The organism is Cupriavidus malaysiensis, assembly GCF_001854325.1.
GTDB lineage: Bacteria > Pseudomonadota > Gammaproteobacteria > Burkholderiales > Burkholderiaceae > Cupriavidus > Cupriavidus malaysiensis.
Window position 1 is genome coordinate 2,072,486 of sequence record NZ_CP017754.1, and the last position, 21,303, is coordinate 2,093,788.

Annotated in this window: 21 protein-coding genes; 10 read left to right on the plus strand and 11 right to left on the minus strand. The window is 70.2% G+C overall.

Going from position 1 to position 21,303, the window contains the following annotated elements; translation table 11 throughout:
- Window positions 1-80 precede the first annotated feature (80 nt).
- Window positions 81-1,382, minus strand: a complete 1,302-nt coding sequence (locus BKK80_RS09160) for a UDP-N-acetylglucosamine 1-carboxyvinyltransferase (protein ID WP_071012170.1) — start codon at window positions 1,380-1,382, stop codon at window positions 81-83.
- Between the two features lie 258 nt (window positions 1,383-1,640).
- Here BKK80_RS09160 and BKK80_RS09165 point away from each other — a divergent pair, with 258 nt between their 5' ends.
- Window positions 1,641-2,021 (plus strand): hypothetical protein, encoded by a 381-nt coding sequence (locus BKK80_RS09165; protein WP_071069174.1) that lies wholly within the window; start codon window positions 1,641-1,643, stop codon window positions 2,019-2,021.
- A gap of 119 nt (window positions 2,022-2,140) precedes the next feature.
- Entirely contained in the window at window positions 2,141-2,395 is a 255-nt protein-coding gene (locus BKK80_RS09170; protein WP_071012172.1) for a hypothetical protein, read from the plus strand.
- Here the strand turns inward: BKK80_RS09170 and pdxR are convergent.
- Window positions 2,392-3,882 carry a MocR-like pyridoxine biosynthesis transcription factor PdxR gene (gene pdxR / locus BKK80_RS09175; RefSeq protein ID WP_071069176.1) on the minus strand — a complete coding sequence of 497 codons (1,491 nt, stop codon included), beginning with the start codon at window positions 3,880-3,882 and terminating at the stop codon, window positions 2,392-2,394. The genes BKK80_RS09170 and pdxR overlap by 4 nt on opposite strands.
- Before the next feature lie 102 nt (window positions 3,883-3,984).
- Here pdxR and BKK80_RS09180 point away from each other — a divergent pair, with 102 nt between their 5' ends.
- The gene (locus BKK80_RS09180; protein WP_071037188.1) at window positions 3,985-4,737 is read left to right on the plus strand and encodes a pyridoxamine 5'-phosphate oxidase family protein; all 753 of its coding nucleotides are present in this window, start codon (window positions 3,985-3,987) and stop codon (window positions 4,735-4,737) included.
- Window positions 4,738-4,858: 121 nt separating this feature from the next.
- Window positions 4,859-5,176 carry a hypothetical protein gene (locus BKK80_RS09185; RefSeq protein WP_071012177.1) on the plus strand — a complete coding sequence of 106 codons (318 nt, stop codon included), beginning with the start codon at window positions 4,859-4,861 and terminating at the stop codon, window positions 5,174-5,176.
- 33 nt (window positions 5,177-5,209) lie between these two features.
- Here BKK80_RS09185 and BKK80_RS09190 read toward each other — a convergent pair whose 3' ends face one another.
- From BKK80_RS09190 to BKK80_RS09210, 5 genes are all read right to left on the minus strand, one after another.
- Complete coding sequence (locus tag BKK80_RS09190; RefSeq protein ID WP_083384021.1) at window positions 5,210-6,661, minus strand: TolC family protein; 1,452 nt, start codon at window positions 6,659-6,661, stop codon at window positions 5,210-5,212.
- A 9-nt stretch (window positions 6,662-6,670) separates the two neighbouring features.
- Window positions 6,671-9,799: an efflux RND transporter permease subunit gene (locus BKK80_RS09195; RefSeq protein ID WP_071037186.1), complete on the minus strand. Its 3,129-nt coding sequence runs from the start codon at window positions 9,797-9,799 to the stop codon at window positions 6,671-6,673.
- Window positions 9,792-10,952 (minus strand): efflux RND transporter periplasmic adaptor subunit, encoded by a 1,161-nt coding sequence (locus BKK80_RS09200; RefSeq protein WP_071069178.1) that lies wholly within the window; start codon window positions 10,950-10,952, stop codon window positions 9,792-9,794. Before BKK80_RS09200 ends, BKK80_RS09195 begins: the two co-directional genes overlap by 8 nt.
- Before the next feature lie 430 nt (window positions 10,953-11,382).
- On the minus strand, window positions 11,383-11,763 hold the full coding sequence (locus tag BKK80_RS09205) for a hypothetical protein (RefSeq protein WP_071012185.1): 381 nt from the start codon (window positions 11,761-11,763) through the stop codon (window positions 11,383-11,385).
- Window positions 11,764-12,271: 508 nt separating this feature from the next.
- Window positions 12,272-13,090, minus strand: a complete 819-nt coding sequence (locus BKK80_RS09210) for an inositol monophosphatase family protein (protein WP_071012187.1) — start codon at window positions 13,088-13,090, stop codon at window positions 12,272-12,274.
- Between the two features lie 153 nt (window positions 13,091-13,243).
- Here BKK80_RS09210 and BKK80_RS09215 point away from each other — a divergent pair, with 153 nt between their 5' ends.
- From BKK80_RS09215 to BKK80_RS09230, 4 genes are all read left to right on the plus strand, one after another.
- Window positions 13,244-14,137 carry an RNA methyltransferase gene (locus BKK80_RS09215; RefSeq protein WP_071012188.1) on the plus strand — a complete coding sequence of 298 codons (894 nt, stop codon included), beginning with the start codon at window positions 13,244-13,246 and terminating at the stop codon, window positions 14,135-14,137.
- Window positions 14,138-14,159: 22 nt separating this feature from the next.
- Entirely contained in the window at window positions 14,160-14,783 is a 624-nt protein-coding gene (locus BKK80_RS09220) for a PrpF domain-containing protein (RefSeq protein WP_071037184.1), read from the plus strand.
- A gap of 166 nt (window positions 14,784-14,949) precedes the next feature.
- Window positions 14,950-15,693 carry a serine O-acetyltransferase gene (gene cysE / locus BKK80_RS09225; RefSeq protein ID WP_071012191.1) on the plus strand — a complete coding sequence of 248 codons (744 nt, stop codon included), beginning with the start codon at window positions 14,950-14,952 and terminating at the stop codon, window positions 15,691-15,693.
- 111 nt (window positions 15,694-15,804) lie between these two features.
- Complete coding sequence (locus BKK80_RS09230; RefSeq protein ID WP_071012193.1) at window positions 15,805-16,053, plus strand: hypothetical protein; 249 nt, start codon at window positions 15,805-15,807, stop codon at window positions 16,051-16,053.
- Window positions 16,054-16,135: 82 nt separating this feature from the next.
- Here BKK80_RS09230 and BKK80_RS09235 read toward each other — a convergent pair whose 3' ends face one another.
- From BKK80_RS09235 to BKK80_RS09250, 4 genes are all read right to left on the minus strand, one after another.
- Window positions 16,136-16,933, minus strand: coding sequence for a UDP-2,3-diacylglucosamine diphosphatase (locus BKK80_RS09235; RefSeq protein ID WP_071037182.1), 798 nt, complete (start codon window positions 16,931-16,933; stop codon window positions 16,136-16,138).
- Window positions 16,934-16,999: 66 nt separating this feature from the next.
- Window positions 17,000-17,500, minus strand: coding sequence for a peptidylprolyl isomerase (locus BKK80_RS09240; RefSeq protein WP_071012197.1), 501 nt, complete (start codon window positions 17,498-17,500; stop codon window positions 17,000-17,002).
- 26 nt (window positions 17,501-17,526) lie between these two features.
- Window positions 17,527-18,126 carry a peptidylprolyl isomerase gene (locus BKK80_RS09245; RefSeq protein ID WP_071069180.1) on the minus strand — a complete coding sequence of 200 codons (600 nt, stop codon included), beginning with the start codon at window positions 18,124-18,126 and terminating at the stop codon, window positions 17,527-17,529.
- 98 nt (window positions 18,127-18,224) lie between these two features.
- Window positions 18,225-18,899 (minus strand): tetratricopeptide repeat protein, encoded by a 675-nt coding sequence (locus BKK80_RS09250; RefSeq protein ID WP_071012200.1) that lies wholly within the window; start codon window positions 18,897-18,899, stop codon window positions 18,225-18,227.
- A 238-nt stretch (window positions 18,900-19,137) separates the two neighbouring features.
- Here BKK80_RS09250 and cysS point away from each other — a divergent pair, with 238 nt between their 5' ends.
- A complete protein-coding gene (gene cysS / locus BKK80_RS09255; RefSeq protein ID WP_071012201.1) occupies window positions 19,138-20,526 on the plus strand; it encodes a cysteine--tRNA ligase in 1,389 nt (462 codons plus the stop codon).
- Window positions 20,511-21,284 carry a DNA-3-methyladenine glycosylase family protein gene (locus BKK80_RS09260; protein ID WP_083384022.1) on the plus strand — a complete coding sequence of 258 codons (774 nt, stop codon included), beginning with the start codon at window positions 20,511-20,513 and terminating at the stop codon, window positions 21,282-21,284. The genes cysS and BKK80_RS09260 overlap by 16 nt, the downstream gene beginning before the upstream one ends.
- Window positions 21,285-21,303 lie beyond the last annotated feature (19 nt).

The window sequence follows — 21,303 nt, forward strand, 5'->3', positions numbered from 1 at the left end:
CCAATGGCTCCGGCAGGGGGCCACGCAAGCACGTTCCGGCGCCACCCAGGCCGCCGGGACGCGCCTGCCATACAGCCGCGTCAGCCTTCGCTGGTCCACTCCACCTGCGCGCCCAGGCTGCGCAGGTTCTCCACGAAGCGCGGATGGGCGCGGCGGATCGGCGTGGCATTGCGGATCTCGGAGCGGCCGTCGATGCTGGCGGCGACCATGAACAGGGCGATCGCCACGCGGATGATGTAGGGGCTCTCCACCACCGCCGGGGTGAGCGGGTTGCCGCCGAAGGTAATCAGGCGGTGAGGATCGGAGGAGAAGACATGGGCGCCGAACTTGGACAACTCGCCGGTCCAGCCCAGCGCGCCGTCGTAGACCTTGTTCCAGAACATCGCATTGCCCTGCGCACGCACGCCCAGGGCGATGAAGATCGGCAGCAGGTCGACCGGGAAATAGGGCCAGGGTGCGGCCTCGACCTTGGTCAGCACGTTGCTGGTGAAGGGCGTCTGCACCTGCAGCGGGCCCGAACGTGCCACGCGCGACCAGCCGTCCTCGTGCACGATGCCGATGCCGAACTTGGCGAAGGTGCGGTCGATCAGCGGGAAATTCTCCGGTGCGCTGTTGCGCACCACCACGTCGCCACCGGTGATGGCGCCCAGTGCCAGGAAGGTGGTGATCTCGTGGAAATCCTCGTCGAAGCGGAACTCGCCGCCGCCCAGCGGCTTGCCGCCATGCACCGTCAGGCGCGACGTGCCGATGCCCTCGATGTGTACGCCCAGCATGGTCATGAAGCGGCAGAACTCCTGCACATGCGGTTCGGAGGCGGCGTTGGTCAGCGTCGAGGTGCCGTGGGCCGCGGCCGCGCACAGCACGAAGTTTTCGGTGGTGGTGACCGAGGCGTAGTCGAGCCAGTGGTCGGTCGTGCGCAGGGCGCCTTCGCTGCGCACCAGCAGCGAGCCTTCGGCGCGCGTCACCTCGCCGCCGAACGAGCGGAAGATGTCGACGTGCGGGTCGATCTCGCGCACGCCGAGGGTGCAGCCCTTGACGTTGTCTTCCAGGCGCGCCACGCCGAAGCGGGCCAGCAGCGGCGGCACCAGCATGATCGACGAACGCATTTCTTCCGGCAGGCGGTGGCGCTGCGCGTCGAAGGTGGTGGCGCGGTGGTGCAGGTCCAGCGTGCCGGTCTCGCGGTCCCAATGGACGTCGCTGCCCAGCGTCGAGAAGATCTCCAGGATCTTGCGCACGTCCGTGATATCCGGCACGCCGTGCAAGCGTAGCGGCGCGTCGGTGAGCAGGGTGGCGCAAAGCACGGGGAGGACCGCGTTCTTGTTTGCCGAGGGGGTGATGCGGCCGCGGAGCGGGGCGCCGCCATGCACGATGAGATTGGACATGAGTCGGGGTGCGGGAAAACGGAGGGGCCGGTAACGGCGGGCCAATAAGGGCGGTCCGTATTGTACTGGGGACTGGCGGCCGCGTTTCCGAACCGAGAAGGCAAGCAGCGCGGCGGAGTGCGGGAACAGCCGCCTGGGGCGGCCAAGGTCTTGCCGGCGACACATTGTGCGGGTGCCTTGCCTGCCGCCTGCGGAAGTCTTTCGCTCGCGCGCGGCGCCGCCCATACTGAGACAAGAACGATGGCGGGAGAGGCTGAAATGGTCGAAGCTGCGTGGTGGCGGGGACGGGGCATGCTCATCGTGGTGCCAGCCTGCCTGTATCTGGCGGGGGCAGTCCTGCTGGCGGCGGGCATCATCGGTGCAAGCCTGGTGGACGCGATGCCCTGGCACGAGACCAGCTGGCAACTGGCCGGTGCCATGCCGGACACCAAGCTCTACGAAACCCGTCTGGAAAGCATCGGCGGCCGGGCGACCTTCCTGGCCGCGGAACTGACGCGCTGGCTGGGGGGCTTCTGCCATGGCAGGCCGCTTGCGATCGGCTTGCTGGCGGTCTGCGCCGGACTGGCGCTGGCGTGCTTCCTCGCGGCGCATCACCTGGTCCAGGCGCAACGGACCGGCGCACCGGCGGGGCGCCCCTGAGTGCTGCCGTTCGTCTGCCGTTCGTCGGCGCGGATGGCGCCGGCCGGCTTGATGCTTGTCAATTTCGCGCAAAGTCCGGCTGCTATCCTGCTCCGCAACAAAGGAGGGAGGAGGCCTGCATGCAAGAACGGACGCACCGCTACAAGGGGTTCACCATCCGGCTCGCCGTGCCTGACGCCATCGGCGTCGGAGACGGCCACGGCTGGGTGCGCATCACCGGCCCGGACGAGAGTGTCGGTGTGCGCTTCACGCCGGACTGGATGCAACTACCGATCACGATCCGAGAGATCGAAGCCTGCCTGCTGGCTTACGCGACGGGGCTGATCGACAGCGAACTCGCCGGCGGCTTCGGCGTCGACCTCGAAGTCGGCTAGCCAGGGCCGGAGCGCGCGCCGGCAACCTCGTCGAGGACGCGGGCCAGGCGGCAGACGGCGCCGTCCACGGCGTCTTCGGCCACGTTCGCGTAGCCGAAGACGAAGCCGTTGTATTGCGCCTGGGGCGTACCCGGCAACAGGTAGCGGCTGAGCGGGCGCAGCGCCAGCCCCCGTGCCGCCGCGGCGGCACTCACCGTGGTATCGGCCAGCGGCATCTCCAGGCGTGCGCTCAGGTGCATGCCGCCCGCGCTGGCGGAGACCGTCAAGCGCGTGCCCAGGTGGCGTGCCAGCGCGTCCTGCAGCGCATCGCGGCGCTGGGCGTAGAGGCGGCGCATGCGCCGCAGGTGGCTGGTGAATGCCCCGCTGTCGAGGAACTCGGCCAGTGCCAGCTGTTCGGCGACGTGCCCGCCCTGGGGGATGGCGCCGACGGTGCCGGCCAGCAGGGTGGCCAACTGTGGCGGCACCACCATGAAGCCGAGCCGCAGCGCCGGGAACAAGGTCTTGCTGAAGGTACCCAGGTAGATCACCGGCGCATCGGCCTCCAGGCCTTGCACGGCGGGGACCGGCATGCCGTCGCGGCGGAACTCGCTGTCGTAGTCGTCCTCGATGATCCAGGCACCGGCCGCGCGCGCCGCGGCGAGCAGCGCCAGCCGCCGCTCCAGGCTCAGCACCGAGCCGAGCGGATACTGGTGCGAGGGCGTGATGTAGACCAGTCGCGGGGGCACGCGCTGCCAATGTCCGGCCGGCGGCGCGAGCCCGTCGGCGTCCACCGGGATCGATTCCAGGCGCAGGCTGGCCGATCGGAAGGCGGCGTGCGCGCCCGGATAGCCGGGATCCTCCACCCAGGCGGTGTCGCCGGCATCGGCCAGCAGGCGCGCGCACAGGTCCAGTCCCGATTGCGTACCGGCGGTGACGAAGACCTGCGCGGCTTCGCAGCGTACCCCGCGTGCCACGCGCAGGTACTCGGCGATGGCGTGGCGCAGCGCCGGCTGGCCGGCGGCCTGGCCTTGGCCCAGGTGGCGTGCCGACAGGCTGCGCCAGGCGCGCTCGATCGAGCGGCGCCAGCGCGCCAGCGGAAAGGCGTCCAGGGCCGGCACGCCAGGCACGAAGGGCAGCATTTCCCCGCTGTGCGGATCCTCGCGCCCGAGGCCCGCGGCACGGCGCGACAGGCCCGGCGCCGTCGCGGCGCGGTCCGCCGCCAGCAGATTCGCGAGGCGGGGCGACGACAGGCCAAGCCGGGCCACGGAGGTGCCATGGCGGTCGCCGGCGATGTAGCCCTCCGAGGCCAGCCGCTCGTAGGCGTACAGCACAGAGTTGCGCGCCATGCCCAGTTCGGCGGCGAGCACACGCGACGCGGTCAGGCGCGCGCCCGGCGCCAGGCGGCCGTCGAGGATGGCGGCGCGCAGGCTTTCGTACAGCCGCCGTTGCCCCGACATGCGCTCGGGGTGGCTGGCGTGGCTGGTGGCGAGCAACAGACCGTAGTCCATGCGGTGGCTCCAGGAAACTGCGGGTTCGTGGTTCTAGCAATGGTGCCACGCTCTCATTATTCTGGCGATCCGATCTCCTCTTCTCACCCTGAAGGCATCCGTATGGCATCCACCGCGTCGTCGCCCTCCGCCCTGAACCCGGCATCCGTTCCCGCCGCAGCCGAGGCGGCCCAGCCAGTCCGGCAGGCGCCGTCGGCGCGCACCCGCATCCGGCGCATGCCGGCGCGCGGCAGCTATGACACTGCCGAGCTGCATGCCATCCTGGATGACGCCTACCTGTGCCACGTCGCCTTTGCCGACGAAGCCGGCACGCATTGCATTCCCACCGCCTGCTGGCGCGAGGGCGACCATCTGTACATCCACGGCTCCAACGGCAGCCGCATGCTGAAGGTGGCCGCCGCCGGTACCCAGGTATGCGTCACCGTGACCCACCTGGACGGCCTGGTGCTGGCGCGCTCGGCTTTCCATCATTCGATGAACTACCGCTCGGCGGTGATCTACGGTGTGTTCGAAACCGTCGAGGAAGCGCACAAGGCCGCCGCGCTCGATGCCTTCGTCGAACATATCGCGCCGGGCCGCTCGCATGAGGTACGGCGCGGCGACCGCAACGAGCTTGGCGCCACCACGGTGCTGCGGCTGGCCCTGGACGAGTCGGTGACCAAGTGCCGCCGTGGCGGGCCCAAGGACGACGAGGCGGACATGGCAGTGCCGGCGTGGGCGGGCGTGCTGCCGATGGCGCTGCGCGGCGGCGCGCCGCAGCCCGATGGGGAGCAGGCCACGCTGCCTGCCTACGTGGGGCGCTGGGACGGGACGGTGGTGCCGGCGGGCAGAGCATCGCCGGACGGCACGGCCTGAGCGCTGGCGCGCGGGCCTCGCCGGCATTGAGATTTCGGTTGGCGGCGCCTATGCTCAGGAAGCGGCCGCGGCGGGCGAGAGACCTGCCTGTGCCGTCCATTCCGCGTCCGGGAGAATCGAGATGAGAGCCAAGCTTGCCGCTTTGCCGGCCGTCTGCGCCGCCGCCTGCCTGAGTCTTGCACAGCCGGTGCTGGCCGCCGGCCCCAAGGACAGTCCCAATCCCGCGGACCGCTACGACTACAACTTGCGCAGCGGCAAGGGCGGGCCTGACGGCTCCGGCGGAAAGTTCGACCCCTACACCCAAGGTGCTAACAGCAGCACCAAGTCATCGCTGGCCGATGCGTCGGCGCCGCAGGCGAAGAAGAAGGCGGGCACGAAGTCCCACGGCAAGAAGGGCGCCAGGCAGCCGGCCAAGGCAAGCGAGGCCGGCGCCAGCTGACGCACCAGCGGCGCCGCCGGCGCCCCCGGCGCCTCAGAGCGACGGGCGTTCGCCGATCGACAACTGCAGTTGCACGGCTGCCGCCGCGAGGTCGGCGCGTGCCTGCAGGTAGGCCTGGTAGGTGTCGTCGGCGGAGCGCTGCGCGTCCAGCACTTCCAACAGCGAGGCGGAACCGTGCCGGTAGGCGCGCCGTTTGCCGTCGAGCACGCGGTCGGCGTCCGGCAGCACTGACATGCGGTATTGTTCCGCGTTGTCGCGCGCGGCGAGGTAGGTGGCATGCGCGCTGCGCACCTCCGTCTGCGCGGTGAGCTCGGCGCCGCGCAGGTCCAGCATGGCCTGTGTGATGCGGGCCTCGGCCTGCTCCAGTTCACCGCGCTGCAGGCGCGAGAACGGCAGCGGAATCGAGACCGAGACGCTCAGCATGCGCGAGCGCGCCACGCCATCGCCCAGCGGCTGACCATCGTCTCCCAGCGTGCCGTTGACGCCGGGCGTCAGGTCGAGGCCGACGTGCACGCTCGGGTCGACCCAGCGGTTGGCGCGGGCCAGCGCCAGGTTGTCGTAGGCGTTCTCCAGCGCCGCGCGCGCGATGCGCACGGTATCGCGCCGTTCCAGGGCCTGTGCCAGCAGGGCATCGAGCGCCGGTGGCACGGGCGGCAGGTGCTCGCAGTCGAGCGCCATGTCGCCGAAGGCTTCGGCGGTGGGCTTGCCGAGCGGGATGGCCAGCCGGATCTGCGCGCTGCTGGCGGCGGCGCGCGCGCTCTTGACCTCGGCGGCGAAGCGGTCGCGCTCCACGCGCGATTGCGCCAGTTCGAGGCCGCCGACGTCGCCGGCGCGTTGGCGTACCGCATTGGCGCGCGCGATTTCCGCCAGCGCCGCCAGCGAGGACTCCTGGCGCGCCAGCGCGGCGCGGCTGCGGCAGGCTTCCACGAAGGCCGCCGCGGCTTCGCTGTAGAGCCCGTTGCGGAAGCCTTCCACGCCGGCCTCGGTCAGGCGCAGGTTGGACCTGGCGGCCTGGATGCGGCGCGCGCGCTTACCGCCCAGTTCGATCGGCAGGTCCAGCCCCACCTCTTGGGTGCGGGGCGGCTTGGGCGATACGGCGCGGCTCATCTCGATATTGCTGACGCCGTAGGTGACGCTGGGATCGGGCCGTACGCCGGCGATGCTGATCTCCGCCTCGGCGCTGCGGATGGTCTGCTGCTGGGCGGCCAGGGCCGGATTGTGGCGCTCCACTGCGTCGAGGTACTCAGGGAAGCGCAGCCGGCCGGGACCGGGGGGCGCGACCGAGGGCGTCGGTGCGGACGCGGGCGCGTCGGCGGAGATCGGGCCTGCCGCTGCGGCGCTTGCCGCGCTGCTCACAGCGCCGGCCGCCGGCTGGGCGCCGGCATGGGCGGATGCGCTTGCCAGCCAGGCCAGCGCCAGCGTGGAAAAGGCGCTCGCCGCGCCGGCCAGCCGCCGCTGGGGCGGGAATGCAAGGAGTCGGGTCATCTGGGTTCCTCAGGCGCGTGGGGACGGGTCGGCGGCATGTCCGGCCGTGGGGTCCGGCGCCGCGGCCGCGGCGCGGCGTTCGGCGCGGGACTCGATCAGGAAGTAGAGCGCGGGCAGCAGTACCAGCGTCAGCAAGGTGGCGGTGCACAGCCCGCCCACCACCACCGTGGCGAGCGGGCGCTGCACATCGCTGCCCAGGCCGGTGGCCAGCATCGCCGGCGTCAGGCCGAGGGCGGCGACGGTGGCGGTCATCAGCACCGGGCGCATGCGGCTGGCCGCGCCTTCGAGCACGGCCGCGCGCAGCGTGGCGCCGCGCTGCGCGCGCAGCCGGTTGATCTGCGCGATCATCAGCACGCCATTGAGCACCGCCACGCCGAACAGGGCGATGAAGCCGACCGCGCTCGACACATTGAGCGTCATGCCGCGCAGCTGCAGCGCGGCGAGGCCGCCCAGCATGGCCAGCGGCACGGCCAGCAGCACCAGCGCCGGCTGACGCAGATTGCGGAATTCGGCGAACAGCAGCACGAACATCAGTGCGAGCGTCATCGGCAGGATCAGCGCGAGGCGTGCCTGCGCGCGGTTCAGGTTCTCGAACTGTCCACCCCATTCGATCTGCACGCGGCGGCCGTCGACCGGCACCGCCTGCGCGATCGCGGCCTGTGCCTCGCGCAGGAAGCCGGACAGGTCGCGCCCGCGTACATTGAGCCTCACGATGATGTGGCGCCGTCCCATTTCGCGCACGATCACGCTTTCGCCCGCGCTGGTGCGGATGGTGGCCACCTCGGCCAGCGGGATCTGGGCGCCGTTGGCGGCGCTGAGCATCAGCTCGCCGATGGCGTCCGGGCGGTTGCGTGCGGCGGACGGGAAACGCACCGTCATGTCATAGCTCTTCTCACCGACATAGAGTTGTCCGATGGGGGCGCCGCCGATGCCGGTGGAGACCAGCGTGGCCACGTCGGCGGCATTGATGCCGTGGCGGGCGGCCGCGGCGCGGTCCAGTTCGATCTTCAGGTTGGGCAGCGGCGGCTCGACATCGACGGCCACGTCGGCCGCGCCGTGCACGCCGCGCAGCGTGCCGGCCACGCGGCCCGCCACGCTGCGCGCCTCGGCGAGGTCGTCGGCGAAGACCTTGACGACCAGATCGCTGTGCGCGCCGGACAGCTTGTCCTGCACGCCGTCGATCATCGGCTGCATGAAGGCGACCGAGTAGCCGGGCATCTGCGCGTAGCGTGCCGCCAGGCGCCCGATCAGCTTCTGCTTGTCCATGCCGGCCGGCCACTCGCGATAGGGCTTCAGGCCGACGCTGGCTTCGATATGCGAGGGCGTCCAGTAGTCGGTGCCGTCATCGTTGCGGCCGGTCTGCGTGACCACGTAGGACACCTCGGGGAACTCGCGCGTGACGCGGCGCAGTTCGTCGGCCATCCCGGCCGCGCGTTCCAGCGTGATGCCGGGTGGCATCTGTACCTGCAGCCACAGCGAGCCTTCGTCGAGGTAGGGCAGGAAATCGCGGCCGGTGGTCAGTCCCAGTACGGCCAGTCCGGCCAGCGCGGCGGCACAGGCGGCCGCCACCCAGCGCCGGCCTCCGACGCTGCGCGCCAGGAAGGCCTGGTAGTGCCGGCCGAGCCAGTCGAGCACCGGATTGTGGAAGACCGGACGCGGCTTGCGGAAGGCCAGCCAGGCGAGGCCTGGGACCAGCGTCAGCGCGACCAGCAATGCTCCGCCCAGGGCGGCACCCACCGCGTAGGCCATGGGCGCGAACAGCTTGTACTCGATGCGCTCGAAGGAGAACAGCGGCAGGTAGGCGGCGACGATCACCAGCATGCCGAAGCACATCGGCCGCGCCACCTGCAGCGTGGCCGCAATGGCATCGGCGGGTGTCAGCGGCAGGTCCTGCTGGCGCTCGCGCCGGCGCAGCATGTTCTCCACCAGCACCACGGCGCCGTCGACCAGGATGCCGAAGTCGATCGCTCCCAGGCTGAGCAGGTTGGCCGGGATATGGAAGTGCCGCATGAAGATGAAGGCGATCAGCAGCGCCAGCGGGATCGTCAGTGCCACGATCAGCGCCGCGCGCGGGCTGCCCAGGCACAGCAGCAGGACCACGGCGACCAGCACCATGCCCTCGGTCAAGGTCATGCCGACCGTGCGCATGGTGGCCTCGATCAGGTGGCTGCGGTCGAGATAGGGCACCAGCTTGACATCGGGCGGCAGCAGCTTGCCGTTCAGGTCGGCCACGGCGGCGTGGATGCCGGCGAGCGCCTGGGCCGCGTTGTAGTCCTTGAGCAGCAGCACGATGCCGGAGACGGCATCTGCCTGCCCGTCCTTGCCGAGGATGCCGCGCCGCTCGACGTTGCCGTAGCGCAGCGTGCCGAGGTCCTTGACCAGCACCGGGGTGCCATCCTTGCTGGTGACCACCACGTTGCCCATGTCCTGCAGCGAGTGCAGCAGGCCGACGCCGCGCACCACGTAGGACTGTTCGCCGCGGTCCATCACGCCACCGCCGGCATTGGCATTGTTGGCGTTGAGTGCTTCAGTTACCTGCGCCAGGGTCAGGTGGTACTGGTTGAGCCTGGCCGGGTCCAGTTCGAGCAGGAACTGGGTGGTGAGGCCGCCGAAGTTGGTCACGTCGACCACGCCGGCCACCTTCTTCAAGCGCGGGATCACGGTCCAGGCCTGCAGGTCGGACAATTCGCGCAGGTCGCGCGTGGGCGATTCCAGCGTGTAGCGGTAGACCTCGCCAATGGGTGAGGTGTAGGGGTCGAGGCCGGGTTTGGCGTCGTAGGGCAGGTCCACTTCGGCCAGGCGTTCCTGCAGGCGCTGGCGTGCCCAGTAGCCTTCGGTGCCGTCCTCGAACACCACCGTGACCAGCGACAGCCCGAACAGGCTGCGCGTGCGCAGCACGTGCATGCCGGGCGTGGCCAGCAAGGCGCGTTCGAGCGGAATGGTGATCTGCTGTTCGACCTCCTCGGCTGCCAGGCCGGGCACCTGGGTGACGATCTGCGAGGTCACGTCGGCGATGTCGGGGTAGGCTTCCACGGGGAGCTGGCGCCAGCTGGCCAGGCCGTACAGCGCGACCAGGGCGAACACCAGCCAGACGATGCCGCGGCGGTGGAAGCAGAGGGTGACGAGGCGGTCAATCATTGAGCAGCACTCCGTTCTTCACCACCACCCGCTCGCCGGCGCGCAGGCCGTCGAGCACCTCGGCCATGCCGTCGACCACGTCGCCGGTGCGCACTGTGCGCGCGGCGTAGCGGAACTCGCCGTGCTCGACCATCACCTTGGTGTAGAGGCCGTCCTGCAGCAGGGCCGACACGGGCACCACCAGGGTCTGGCGCGAACGGCCGCTGAAGGTCACGCGCGCAAACATGCCGGGGCGCAGGCGGCCGTCGCGGTTGGCCATGGCGACGCGGACCTTGACCGTGCGCGTGTCGGCGTCGAGGGTCTCGCCCACATAGCGCACTTCGCCGCTCGCCGGCTCGCCGGGGTAGGCATTGAGGTCGATGCGGGCGCGCTGGCCGACGAAGACGGCGGCGATGTCCTTCTCCGGCACGTTGGCGGCCAGGTAGACGGTGGACAGGTCGGCCACGGTCATCAGCGGCGCATTGGTGTCGTTCCAGTAGCCGCCCGGCGCGCCGTCCAGGGCGATCACGCGGCCGCTGATCGGGGCGCGTATCACGAGCTGGCGGCGTGCGCGCGGGTCGTTGCCGCTGCTGGCGCCGAGCTGGGCCAGGCGGGCCGCGGTGGCTTCGGCTTCGTGGCTGGCCTGGGCATGCGCCAGTTCGGCCTGCTCCAGGTCCTTGCGTGCGGCGATTTCCTCGGCATACAGCGTGCGCTGGCGTTCCAGCTCGAGCCGGGTTTCCTGCAGGGCGGCGCGCGCCTTGCCGGCCTCGGCCTGCGCGCTGCTCAGCTCGGCCGAGTCGAGGGTGACCAGCGGCTCGCCCTGGCGCACGGCGTCGCCGAGGCCGGCGTGCAGCTGCAGGATGCGGCCGGGCAGCGGCGGGGCGATGCGGACCAGGCGCGCGGGATCGGCTTCGATCACGCCCGGCACGGGGATCTGCCGCGCGATCTCCTGCGTGCGGACGGTGTCGACGACCAGCCGGCCGCGCAGCGGCGAGCCGGGCGGCAGGGCGATCTGGCTGCCTTCGAGGATCTTGTCGGTGGCGCTCCGGGACGGAGGTTCTGCTGTCTTGGCCTGGGCCGGGCCGGAGGGTTCGCAGGCGGCCAGCAGCCAGGGGGCGGTGCAGGCGGTGGCCAGGGCGAGCAGGCGCCGCCGGCGCAAGTCGGGGTACGGCATGGGTTCTCCTGGGCGCGGCGATCGAGCGCCGCCACGCATGTCGGGATGCGGTTCGGTGAAGTGGGGCGGCAGCGCGGGCAGGCGGCATCGAGGCCGCTTGGCGTGGCAGGGACGAGCGCAATCCCCAGCGGGCCGGCGGCCGCTGGCCGGACGGGTCTCTGGAGGGAGCAGGCTGTGTCGTGCGAAGCGCTGCGCGCGGAGGGGCGCGGCGCCGAAGGGGCGGGGATTCCAGGCGGGCAGGCCCTGCGGGGCGGGGCTGCGCTCAGGCGGGAATGGCCGTGCGGGTCCGGTGGGGCCGATCCGCCGGCATCAAGGCTCGGGACGGAGGATCAGGCGGGGCCGGGCGCGCCGCACCTTCGGCGCAAGGGATGGCAACTAGGGTCGGGGTCCATGGGGTCTCCTGGTGAGGCCAGCGTGGCGCCGGTGCGGATCAGTGCGTGGTGGCGGCCAGCGCGCGCGCGGGCTGCGGCACGGTTTCCCAGCGCACCGAGCGCACCAGCGGCGTGAAACCCAGCACCTGCACCAGCCGGACCATGGCGGCACGGGCATCCTGGGGGCACTGCAGCAGTACGCGGACTTCGGTCAGCTCGCGCTGCGCGAGGCTGCGCGCGTGGAGGCTGCGCAGCGTCATCTGGTTGGCGTCGAGTTCGTCGAGGATCTGCTGTGCGATGCGGCGCTCGCCGGCGTCGCGGCACAGCACCACGACCTGGAACAGTTGCGACGCGGGCATCGCCGGCGGCGGGCAGGCGCCGGCGGCGGCCGCGGCCGTGGCGGCAGGGGTGGCGGGCATCAGCTTGTGGAGAAAGCGCATGGCGTGCTCCCTTTGTTGCAATCGGTAAGGCGGATAGCGCGGGCACGGCCCGGGCTGCTATGGCCTTTCGCTCCGGAGGGCGAGGCGCGGGATGCCGTCCGCTGGCCGCCGGGTCGCCGCGCGCTGGCAAGCGGCGACCGTGCGTTGTCATCGGCAACGCGGGACAGGCGCGTCGAGCCGGCCGTCAGGCTGGCGGACACACGGACGATGAGACGGTATTCGAGGCGAGGGGCCGGCCGGGAGGGCTGGCGGGAAGACACCGCTACCTGGAGGGATCAGGCGCGGAAGAGAGAAGAGATTCCGTACCTGTCAGGCAGCGATGCCGATGCGCGATCGACTACTGTCACTGGTTGCAGAGCCCACGGAAATTCCCTTGGATGAAAAGACGGGCGGAGTGTAAGAGTCATGAGGCGCCATGTCAACCCGAACGGGTCGCTTGGCGCATCTTGTTGCAATTGCCACGGCGCGCGCCGCCGCAGCGGCTGCGCGCGCCAGCGGTGCGGCGCCGTCAGGCGGCAGGCTTGGCGTTGTCCAGCGAGAACGGCGACAGCAGGCGCACCATCTGCGCGAAGGCCTTGGGGTTGCCGGCCAGCACTTCACCTTGTTCCATGTGGCGCGATTCGCCAGCGTAGTTGCCGACCAGGCCGCCGGCCTCGGTCACCAGCAGCATGCCCGCGGCCATGTCCCAGGGCTTCAGGCCGGTCTCGAAGAAGCCGTCGAGGCGGCCGCAGGCCACGTAGGCCAGGTCCAGCGCGGCCGCGCCCGGGCGGCGCAGGCCGGCGCAGCTGCGCGTCATCAGCGCGAAGATCTCCAGGTACTCGTCCAGGCCTTCCATGTCGCGGAAAGGGAAGCCGGTGCCGACCAGGCAGTCGGCCAGCTTGTCGCGGCGGGTCACGCGGATGCGGCGGTTGTTGAGGAAGGCGCCGGCGCCCTTGGTGGCGGTGAACAGCTCGTCGCGGGCAGGATCGTAGACCACGGCCTGGGCGGGCACGCCCTTGTGCAACTGGGCGATGGAAACGGCGTACTGCGGAAAGCCGTGGATGAAGTTGGTGGTGCCGTCGAGGGGATCGATGACCCAGGTGTATTCGCTGGTTTCCTCGCCGTCGGTCCAGGACTGGCCGGACTCTTCCGCTAGAATGGCGTGTTCCGGGTAGGCGGTGCGGATGACCTCGATGATCGCGGCCTCAGCCGCGCGGTCCACCTCGGTAACGAAATCGTTGTGCTGTTTGCGCGAGACACGCAGCAGGTCGACGTCCATCGACGCGCGGTTGATGATGGTACCTGCCTTGCGGGCCGCCTTGACGGCGATATTGAGCATCGGGTGCATGAATCTCTCCAAGCCGGCACGGACCGGGCGCGCGATGGCGCGCTGCACGGCTGGCGGCTGACAACACAACGGATTGTAGAAGAACGGTGGTGCGCCGCTTCCGGGTGCTGTAGAAAGCACAAGGCCGGGGCCACGCCCAAGAGGAATCGCACATTGTATAACAAGCCGGCAAATCAGACGAGCCAGACGGGGAGTCGCCTGGACCAGCCAAGTGGGCGCGCTACGGAGCAGGAAGGCTTCGCCCGGGTGCGTTTCGTCCTCGTCGAGACCAGCCACCCCGGCAACGTCGGCTCGGTGGCTCGCGCGCTCAAGACCATGGGGTTCGGCACGGTACCGGGCAGCCTGGTGCTGGTGCGTCCGCGCGAGCCCGGCGTGCGTGAGCATGCCGAGGCCGTGGCGATGGCCAGCGGCGCCGACGACGTGCTCGCCGGCGCCTGCCTCGTCGACGACGTCGAGCAGGCCCTGGCTGGCACCGCGCTGGCGGTGGCCATGACCGCGCGCCAGCGCGAATTCGGTCCGCCGCGGCTGCTGCCGCGCGCCGCGGTGGCGCAGGGGCGCCTCTGCCTGGACGCCGCCGCCGGCGCCTCGATCGCCTTCGTCTTCGGCAATGAGCGATTCGGCCTGCCCAACGAGGTGGTCGAGCGCTGCTCGGCCGTGACCCATATTCCCGCCAACCCCGCCTACGCTTCGCTCAACCTCGCCCAGGCGGTGCAGCTGGTGGCCTACGAGATGCGCCTGGCCCTGCTGGAGGGGGCGCCGGCGCCGGAGGCGGGGATCGGCTATGCTGGAGAGCCCGCCACCGCCGAGCAGGTCGAGGCCATGTTCGGGCACCTGCAGTCGGGCCTGGAAGCCATCGGTTTTCTCGATCCCGCGCACCCGCGCAAGCTCATGTCGCGGCTGCGCCGCCTGCTGGCCCGCACCGGGTTGGAGCGCGAGGAAGTCAACATCCTGCGCGGCGTCGCCAAGCATATGCTGCTGGCCGCGCAGGACGACCGGGGCGGCCGGGACGACCGCCCGGACGGCGGTACGGACGGGCAGGCAGGCTGACCATCGACAGGAGCGGCGAGCGGTGACGGAGATTCCGGCCTTCTACATGCGCAGCGGCGCCGGCAAGGGCGTGTTCTTGCTGGAGGACGACCTGCCCCAGGACGGCGCGGCGCGCGATGCCTTGCTGCTGCGCTTGCTGGCCGCACCGGGAGTCGCCGCGGGGGATGCCGACGGCCTCGAGGGCCGCGTGGCGCTGATGCGCGCCGCGCGCCGAGCCGGCTGCGACGTGGAGTGCCGCATCGGAGCGGTCGCCACCCAGGTGGCGCGCATGGACTGGTCGGGCGAGGACAGTGGCGAAGAAGCTGGCGGGCCCGCGGCCGAAATGCCGGCCGCGGCCGGAGCCTTTGCCATCTGGCGCGGTTTCGTGCCGGCGCGCGACGGCATCACCACGGTACGGATCTGGCTGCGCAACACCGGGCGCGTCGTGCTCGCGCACGTGCCTTGCACCAACGGCCATCCGCTCGAACCGTGCTCCGCACACGAGGGCGGGGGCGGGGACGGCGCGGCAGATCCTGCCGCCACGATCGAACTCGACTATTTTGCGCCGGCCGCACCGCCGCCCGCCGCGGCGGTGCGGCGTGTCACCGTGCGCTCCGGTGCCCGCCGCCTGCTCAGCGGGCTGGTGCACGTGCCGGAGCGATGTTGACGGTCCGGGCCCGGCGGCTTGCCGCCGGCAAAGTCCATGACGGCATCAGGGCAGCAAATCTCTTACACTCCTGATCCCGTTCCCACCGGCCAATGACCATGCCGGCGACCGCGCGATCCGCTTCCGGACGGGCGCGGCGCACGGCATGGCACCACGACACGACACGATGTTCACTCGTCTGAAGGAAGATATCGACGCCATCATGCTGCGCGATCCCGCTGCGCGCAGCCGCCTGGAAGTCCTGACCTGCTACCCCGGCTTCCACGCGGTCATGTTCCACCGCTTCGCGCACGGCTGCTGGAACGCGGGCTTGCGCTGGCTGGGCCGCTGGATCTCGCACTGGTCCCGCTTCCTGACCGGGATCGAGATCCATCCCGGCGCCACCATCGGCCGGCGCGTCTTCATCGACCACGGCATGGGCGTGGTCATCGGGGAGACCGCCGAGGTCGGCGACGACTGCACCATCTACCAGGGCGTGACCCTGGGCGGTACTTCGCTCTACAAGGGCCAGAAGCGCCATCCGACGCTCGGCGCCAACGTGGTCGTCAGCGCCGGCGCCAAGGTGCTGGGCGGCTTCACTGTCGGCGACGGCGCGCGCGTCGGCTCGAATGCCGTGGTGCTCAAGCCGGTGCCGCCGGGTGCGACGGCGGTCGGCGTGCCGGCACGCATCATCCTGCCGGACGCGCCGCCGCAGCAGCAGGCCGCGAAGCAGGAGTTCTCCGCCTATGGCATCACGCCCAATGCGGACGATCCGGTGTCGCTGGCGCTGAAGAGCCTGATCGACAACGCGGCCCGCCAGCATGAGCGCATCGAGGCGGTACTGGCGGCGCTGGATCGGCTCGGCGAGCACCTGGAGAAGACACCCAACGAAAGCTTCGATGCCAGCGACTTGCGCAAGCTCCTGAAATAGGGCACCTCCGCCACCGCGTCCACGCGGCGGCGGGGCTCGCTTGTTCGCCGCGCGGGCCTATGATGTGGCTGTCGCCGGCGCGTTCCGGCGTTTCTGCCAAGGAGCATCGCCATGCCATCGTCCCCCAGGTACTGGTTCCCTGCCAAGCGTTACGGATGGGGCTGGGGCCTGCCTACGTGCTGGCAGGGCTGGTTGGTGTATGCCGTATATGCGCTCCTGGTCGGCATGGCTGTTGCCTGCTTCCCGCCGCACACCCGGCCGGGCGCTTTCATCGGCAGCCAGCTGACGCTCTGCGCGCTGCTGCTCGCTATCTGCTGGCGCAAAGGGGAGCCGCCGCGCTGGCGCTGGGGTGACGATTGAACACGTGGCGGCGGGTGGCCGGCCGCGCGGGGGGCGATCGCTCCTGCAACGCCGGTTCGACTGAGCCGGCGGCCACGGCCGCTCAGTCGTCCAGGGGTACCGTACGGAAACCGGAGTCGTCGAGTTGCAAGGCCGCCGCGCGTGGCGGGCCGCCGTGCGCGCCGTCGAGATCCCAGTCGGTCAGGACCCAACGCTCGCCGGTGCTTTCCAGGTGGCGTGCGGGCCGGTGCGTGTGGCCGTGTACCAGCAGGTCCGTGCCGCTCGCGCGCATCAGCCCGGCCACGGCCTGCGGCGCGACGTCGCCATAGTTGCGCGGCTGCTGGGGCCGCGCGCGGCCGGCTTCGCTGTCGGCGCGCAGGCGGCGCGCCACTGACAGCCTCGCCGCTAGTGGCAGCGCCAGGAAGGCGCGCTGCACCCAGCGGTTGCGCGTCAGGCGCCGGAAGCGCATATAGCGTGCGTCGTCGGTGCAGAGCATGTCGCCATGGCTGAGCAGCACGCGCCGGCCGGCGCAGCGGATCACGGTGGGATCGGGCAGCAACGTGGCACCGGCCGCGGCGGCGAAGCGCTCGCCGAGCAGGAAGTCGCGGTTGCCGTGCATCAGGTAGACGGCCACGCCGCCTGTCGCCAGCGTGCGCAGTGCGGCGGCCACGTCGGCCGCGAAGGGCGTGCCGGTCTCGTCGTCGCCGATCCAGAATTCGAAGAAATCGCCGAGGATGAACAGGGCGTGTGCCTGCATTGCCGCGCGTTCCAGCGCGCGTTCGAAGGCCGCCAGCGTGCGGGGCATGGCGGGCGTCAGGTGCAGGTCGGAAATGAACCACGCCGGCGCGGGCACCTGGAGTTCAGGCACGCCGGACGCCGGCGGGGCAGGGGGGGCGGTCATGGTCGCGGGGCGCACTTGGCCGCAGCAGCCGGCACGGACCCGCGGCCCGCGCCGGTGCGTGAGGCATTACTCGACGATGGTGGCCTTCTCGATGATCACGTCTTCGAGCGGCACGTCCTGGTGGAAGCCGGAGCTGCCGGTGCGCACGCCCTTGATCTTTTCGACCACCTCGGTGCCTTCGACCACCTTGCCGAACACGGCATAGCCGAAGCCTTGCGGCGTCGGCGACGAGAAGTTCAGGAAGTCGTTGTCGACCACGTTGATGAAGAACTGGGCGGTTGCCGAGTGGGGCGCGTTGGTGCGTGCCATGGCGACCGTGTAGCGGTCGTTCTTCAGGCCGTTGCCGGCTTCGTTGTCGATCGGCGCGTCGGTGCCCTTCTGCTTCATGCCGGGCTCGAAGCCGCCGCCCTGGATCATGAAGTTCTTGATCACGCGGTGGAAGATGGTGTTGTCGTAGTGGCCCTTGCGCACGTACGACAGGAAGTTCTCCACCGTCTTGGGAGCCTTCTCGGCATCGAGTTCGAGCGTGATCACGCCTTCGCTGGTTTGGAGCTGAACCTTGGACATCTGCTTTCCTTTCTCTGGGTCAATGCCTACTGGACGATGCTGGCCGACTGGATCACGATCGGCGTGGCCGGCACATTGCGCATCGGCCCGTAGGCGGTAGTCGGGGCGACCTTGATGCGATCGATGGTATCCATGCCATCGATCACCTTGCCGAAGACAGCGTAGCCGTTGCCGTCCGGTGCCGGATAGTCGAGGTTGGGATTATCTACCACATTGACGAAGAACTGCGCGGTGGCGGAGTTCGGGTCGCTGGTGCGTGCCATGGCGATGGTGCCGGCCTTGTTCTTCAAGCCGTTGCGCGCTTCGAGCGGGATCGGCGCGCGCGTCGGCTTCTCGTTCATCTCGCGGTCGAAGCCGCCACCCTGGATCATGAAGCCATTGATCACGCGGTGGAAGATGGTGCCCGCATAGAAGCCGCTCTTGACGTACTCCAGGAAGTTGGCGACCGTCTTCGGCGCCGCGTCCGGGTAGACCTCGACGGTGAACTTGCCGGCACTGGTGGTGAACTGCACCCGCTCGGCCTTGGGCTTGGTCGCCGGCGCGGACTGCGCCAGCGCGGCCAGCGGGCTCAGGGCGAGGGCGCCGGCCAGCATGCCGGCGATGGCGAGGCGTCTGGAAAGGGACATGACGGACTCCTTGGGTGACGAGGGGAATGCCGCGCGGCCGCCCGGCGCGGCGCGCCGCAGCGGCCTGGCGCGAAGCGGGGGGCGCGGCCGGGTGGATCTCAGCGCGCTGCCGGGGACGAGGCCGGGTTCGCTCCTGCGGCGGGTTTGGCCGCGGCAGGTGCGGCGGGCGCTGCCGCCTGACGCAACTGGCCGAGGGCGGCGCTGGCGCGCGCATCACCCGGGCTGCGGCGCAGCGCGTCGGCGTAGGCCTGTTCCGCCAGGCGGCGATAGACGTCGCCCAGGTTGGTGTAGGCCACGGCAAAAGCCGGATTGACGTCGATCGCCAGCAGCAACTCGGCCTCGGCCCGCTTCAACTCGCCGCGCCGGGCATACAGCAGCGCCAGGTTGTTGTGCGGTTCCGGCAACTCGGGAAAGTCCTGGGCAATCTCCGCGAAGGCGCGCTCGGCGTCCTGCTCGCGGCCGCCCTGGGCCAGCGCCCAGGCGCGCTCGAAGCGCGCCTGCACGTTGCGTGGATTGGCCGCCAGCACGCGGTCGAACTGCTCCACGGCCTGGGCGTAATGCTTCTGGCTCACGGCCTTCTCGGCGTCGGCCATGCCCGGGTCGGCGGAGCGCACCGGGGTGGAGGCCGCCGGCGCGGCCAGGGACATCGGCATCTGGGCCTGGGCCAGGCAAGGCAGGCCGGCCAGCAGCACGGCAGCGGTTGCCGCGGCGGCGCCGCGGCGGGCCCGAAGCCGCGCGGCCGCGAATTCGAGGGAGGGCAGGAGCAGGCTCATTTTCGGGCGGTCCGTTATACTCGGCGGCATTCTAGCAAAGCGTGGACGGGCGGTACGCGCTCGGCCGCCCCGCGGCGACCGCCAGGCGCGCTTCCGGTAAGATATGGGACGCGCCAGTCTTGCGCTGGAGCAAGCGCCGGCTCGGCTGGAAGTGATTCAATCAGTGATCCGTACTGCAGTACGCGCCCGGCCAGGCGGCACACCGTCGGCGTGCTTCCCCCATCATTCACTTCGTTTCATGCATTCATTGAATATCTACAACACGCTCGCGCGTGCCAAGCAGCCCTTCGTGCCCATCGAACCCGGCAAGGTCCGCATGTATGTCTGCGGCATGACGGTGTACGACTACTGTCACGTGGGTCATGCGCGGGCCATGGTGATATTCGACATGGTGCAGCGCTGGCTGCGCACCATCGGCTATGAAGTGACCTATGTGCAGAACATCACGGACATCGACGACAAGATCATCCGCCGCGCCGCCGAGAACGGCGAGACCATCGGCGCGCTGACCGAGCGCTTCATCGATGCCCTGCACGAGGACGCGGCGGCACTTGGCGTGCAGCGCCCCGACCACGAGCCGCGCGCCACCCAGTACGTGCCGCAGATGCTCAACCTGATCGACAAGCTCGAGCAGAACGGACTGGTGTACCAGGCCGCGGACGGCGACGTGAATTTCTCGGTGCGCAAGTTCCCCGGCTATGGCAGGCTTTCCGGCAAGTCGATCGAAGACCTGCGCGCGGGAGAGCGCGTCAGCACCAACGAGGCCAAGCAGGATCCGCTCGACTTCGTGCTGTGGAAGTCTGCCAAGGCCAGCGAGCCGGACGAGAGCAAGTGGGATTCGCGCTGGGGTCGCGGGCGTCCAGGCTGGCATATCGAGTGCTCGGCCATGAGCTGCACGCTGCTGGGCGAGCATTTCGACATCCACGGCGGCGGCGCCGACCTGCAGTTCCCGCACCACGAGAACGAGGTCGCGCAGTCCGAGGGCGCCAGCGGCAAGCCCTTCGTCAACTACTGGATGCACAACGGCCACGTGCGCGTGAACGACGAGAAGATGTCGAAGTCGCTCGGCAACTTCTTCACCATCCGCGACGTGCTGAAGGCCTACGATTCCGAGGTGGTGCGCTTCTTCATCCTGCGCGCCCACTACCGCAGTCCGCTGAACTACGGCGAGGCCCATCTCGACGATGCGCGCCACGCCCTGACCCGTCTTTACACGGCCCTGAAGGATGCACAGGCCGACGGCGAGCCGCTCGACTGGAACGAAGCCCATGCGCAGCGCTTCCGCGAGGCCATGTGCGACGACTTCAATACCCCGATCGCGTTCTCGGTGCTGTTCGACCTCGCCGGCGAAGTCAACCGTACCGCTTCGCCCGCCGCCGCGCGCCAGCTCAAGGCGCTGGCCGGCACCCTGGGCCTGTTGCAGCGCGACCCGCATGCCTTCCTGCAAGCGGGCAGCACCTCCGACGGACTGGACGCGACGCAGATCGAGGCCGGCATCGCCGCGCGCAAGGCCGCCAAGGCCGAGCGCAACTTCGCCGAGGCCGACCGCATCCGTGCGGAACTGCTGGCGGCCGGCGTGGTGCTGGAAGACAAGCCGGGTGGCGTGACCGAATGGAGGCGTGCTTGAACGCTGTCGCGCGCAAGACGCCCGCCGCCGCCAGCGCGGCCAAGGCTGCGCCGGCCCGCGCCGGCAAGGCTGCCGGCGTGGCCAAGGCGGACGGCAAGGGCGGCGCCGTGCCGCTGCCGGTCGACAGCGACGTCGAGGTCGTGCGCCCCGCCTACTGGGACGAGGCCTGCGCCGACCTGATGAAGCGTGACCGCATCCTGCGCAAGATGATTCCCACCTATGGCCCGGGCCACCTGGTCGCGCGCGGGGACCCGTTCATCACGTTGGCACGCTCGGTGGTGGGGCAGCAGATTTCGGTCAAGTCCGCGCAGGCGGCCTGGGAGCGGCTCGTCGTCGCCTGTCCCAAGCTGACGCCGGCACAGCTGGTCAAGGCCGGCACCGAGAAACTGGCCGCCTGCGGCCTGTCCCGGCGCAAGGCCGAGTACATCATCGACCTGGCCGAGCATTTCAAGGCCGGCCGCGTGCATGTCAACCAATGGGCGGAGATGGACGACGAGGCGGTGATCGCGGAGTTGACGCAGATCCGCGGCATCGGCCGCTGGACCGCGGAGATGTTCCTGATGTTCAACCTGATGCGGCCCAACGTACTGCCGCTCGACGACATCGGCCTGATCAACGCGATCTCGACGAATTACTTCAGCGGCGAGCCGGTCACACGCAGCGAGGCGCGCGAGGTCGCGGCCAATTGGGAGCCGTGGCGGACGGTGGCCACCTGGTATATGTGGCGCAGCCTGGATCCGCTTCCGGTGACGTATTAGTTTCTTCTCGCGAAGATTT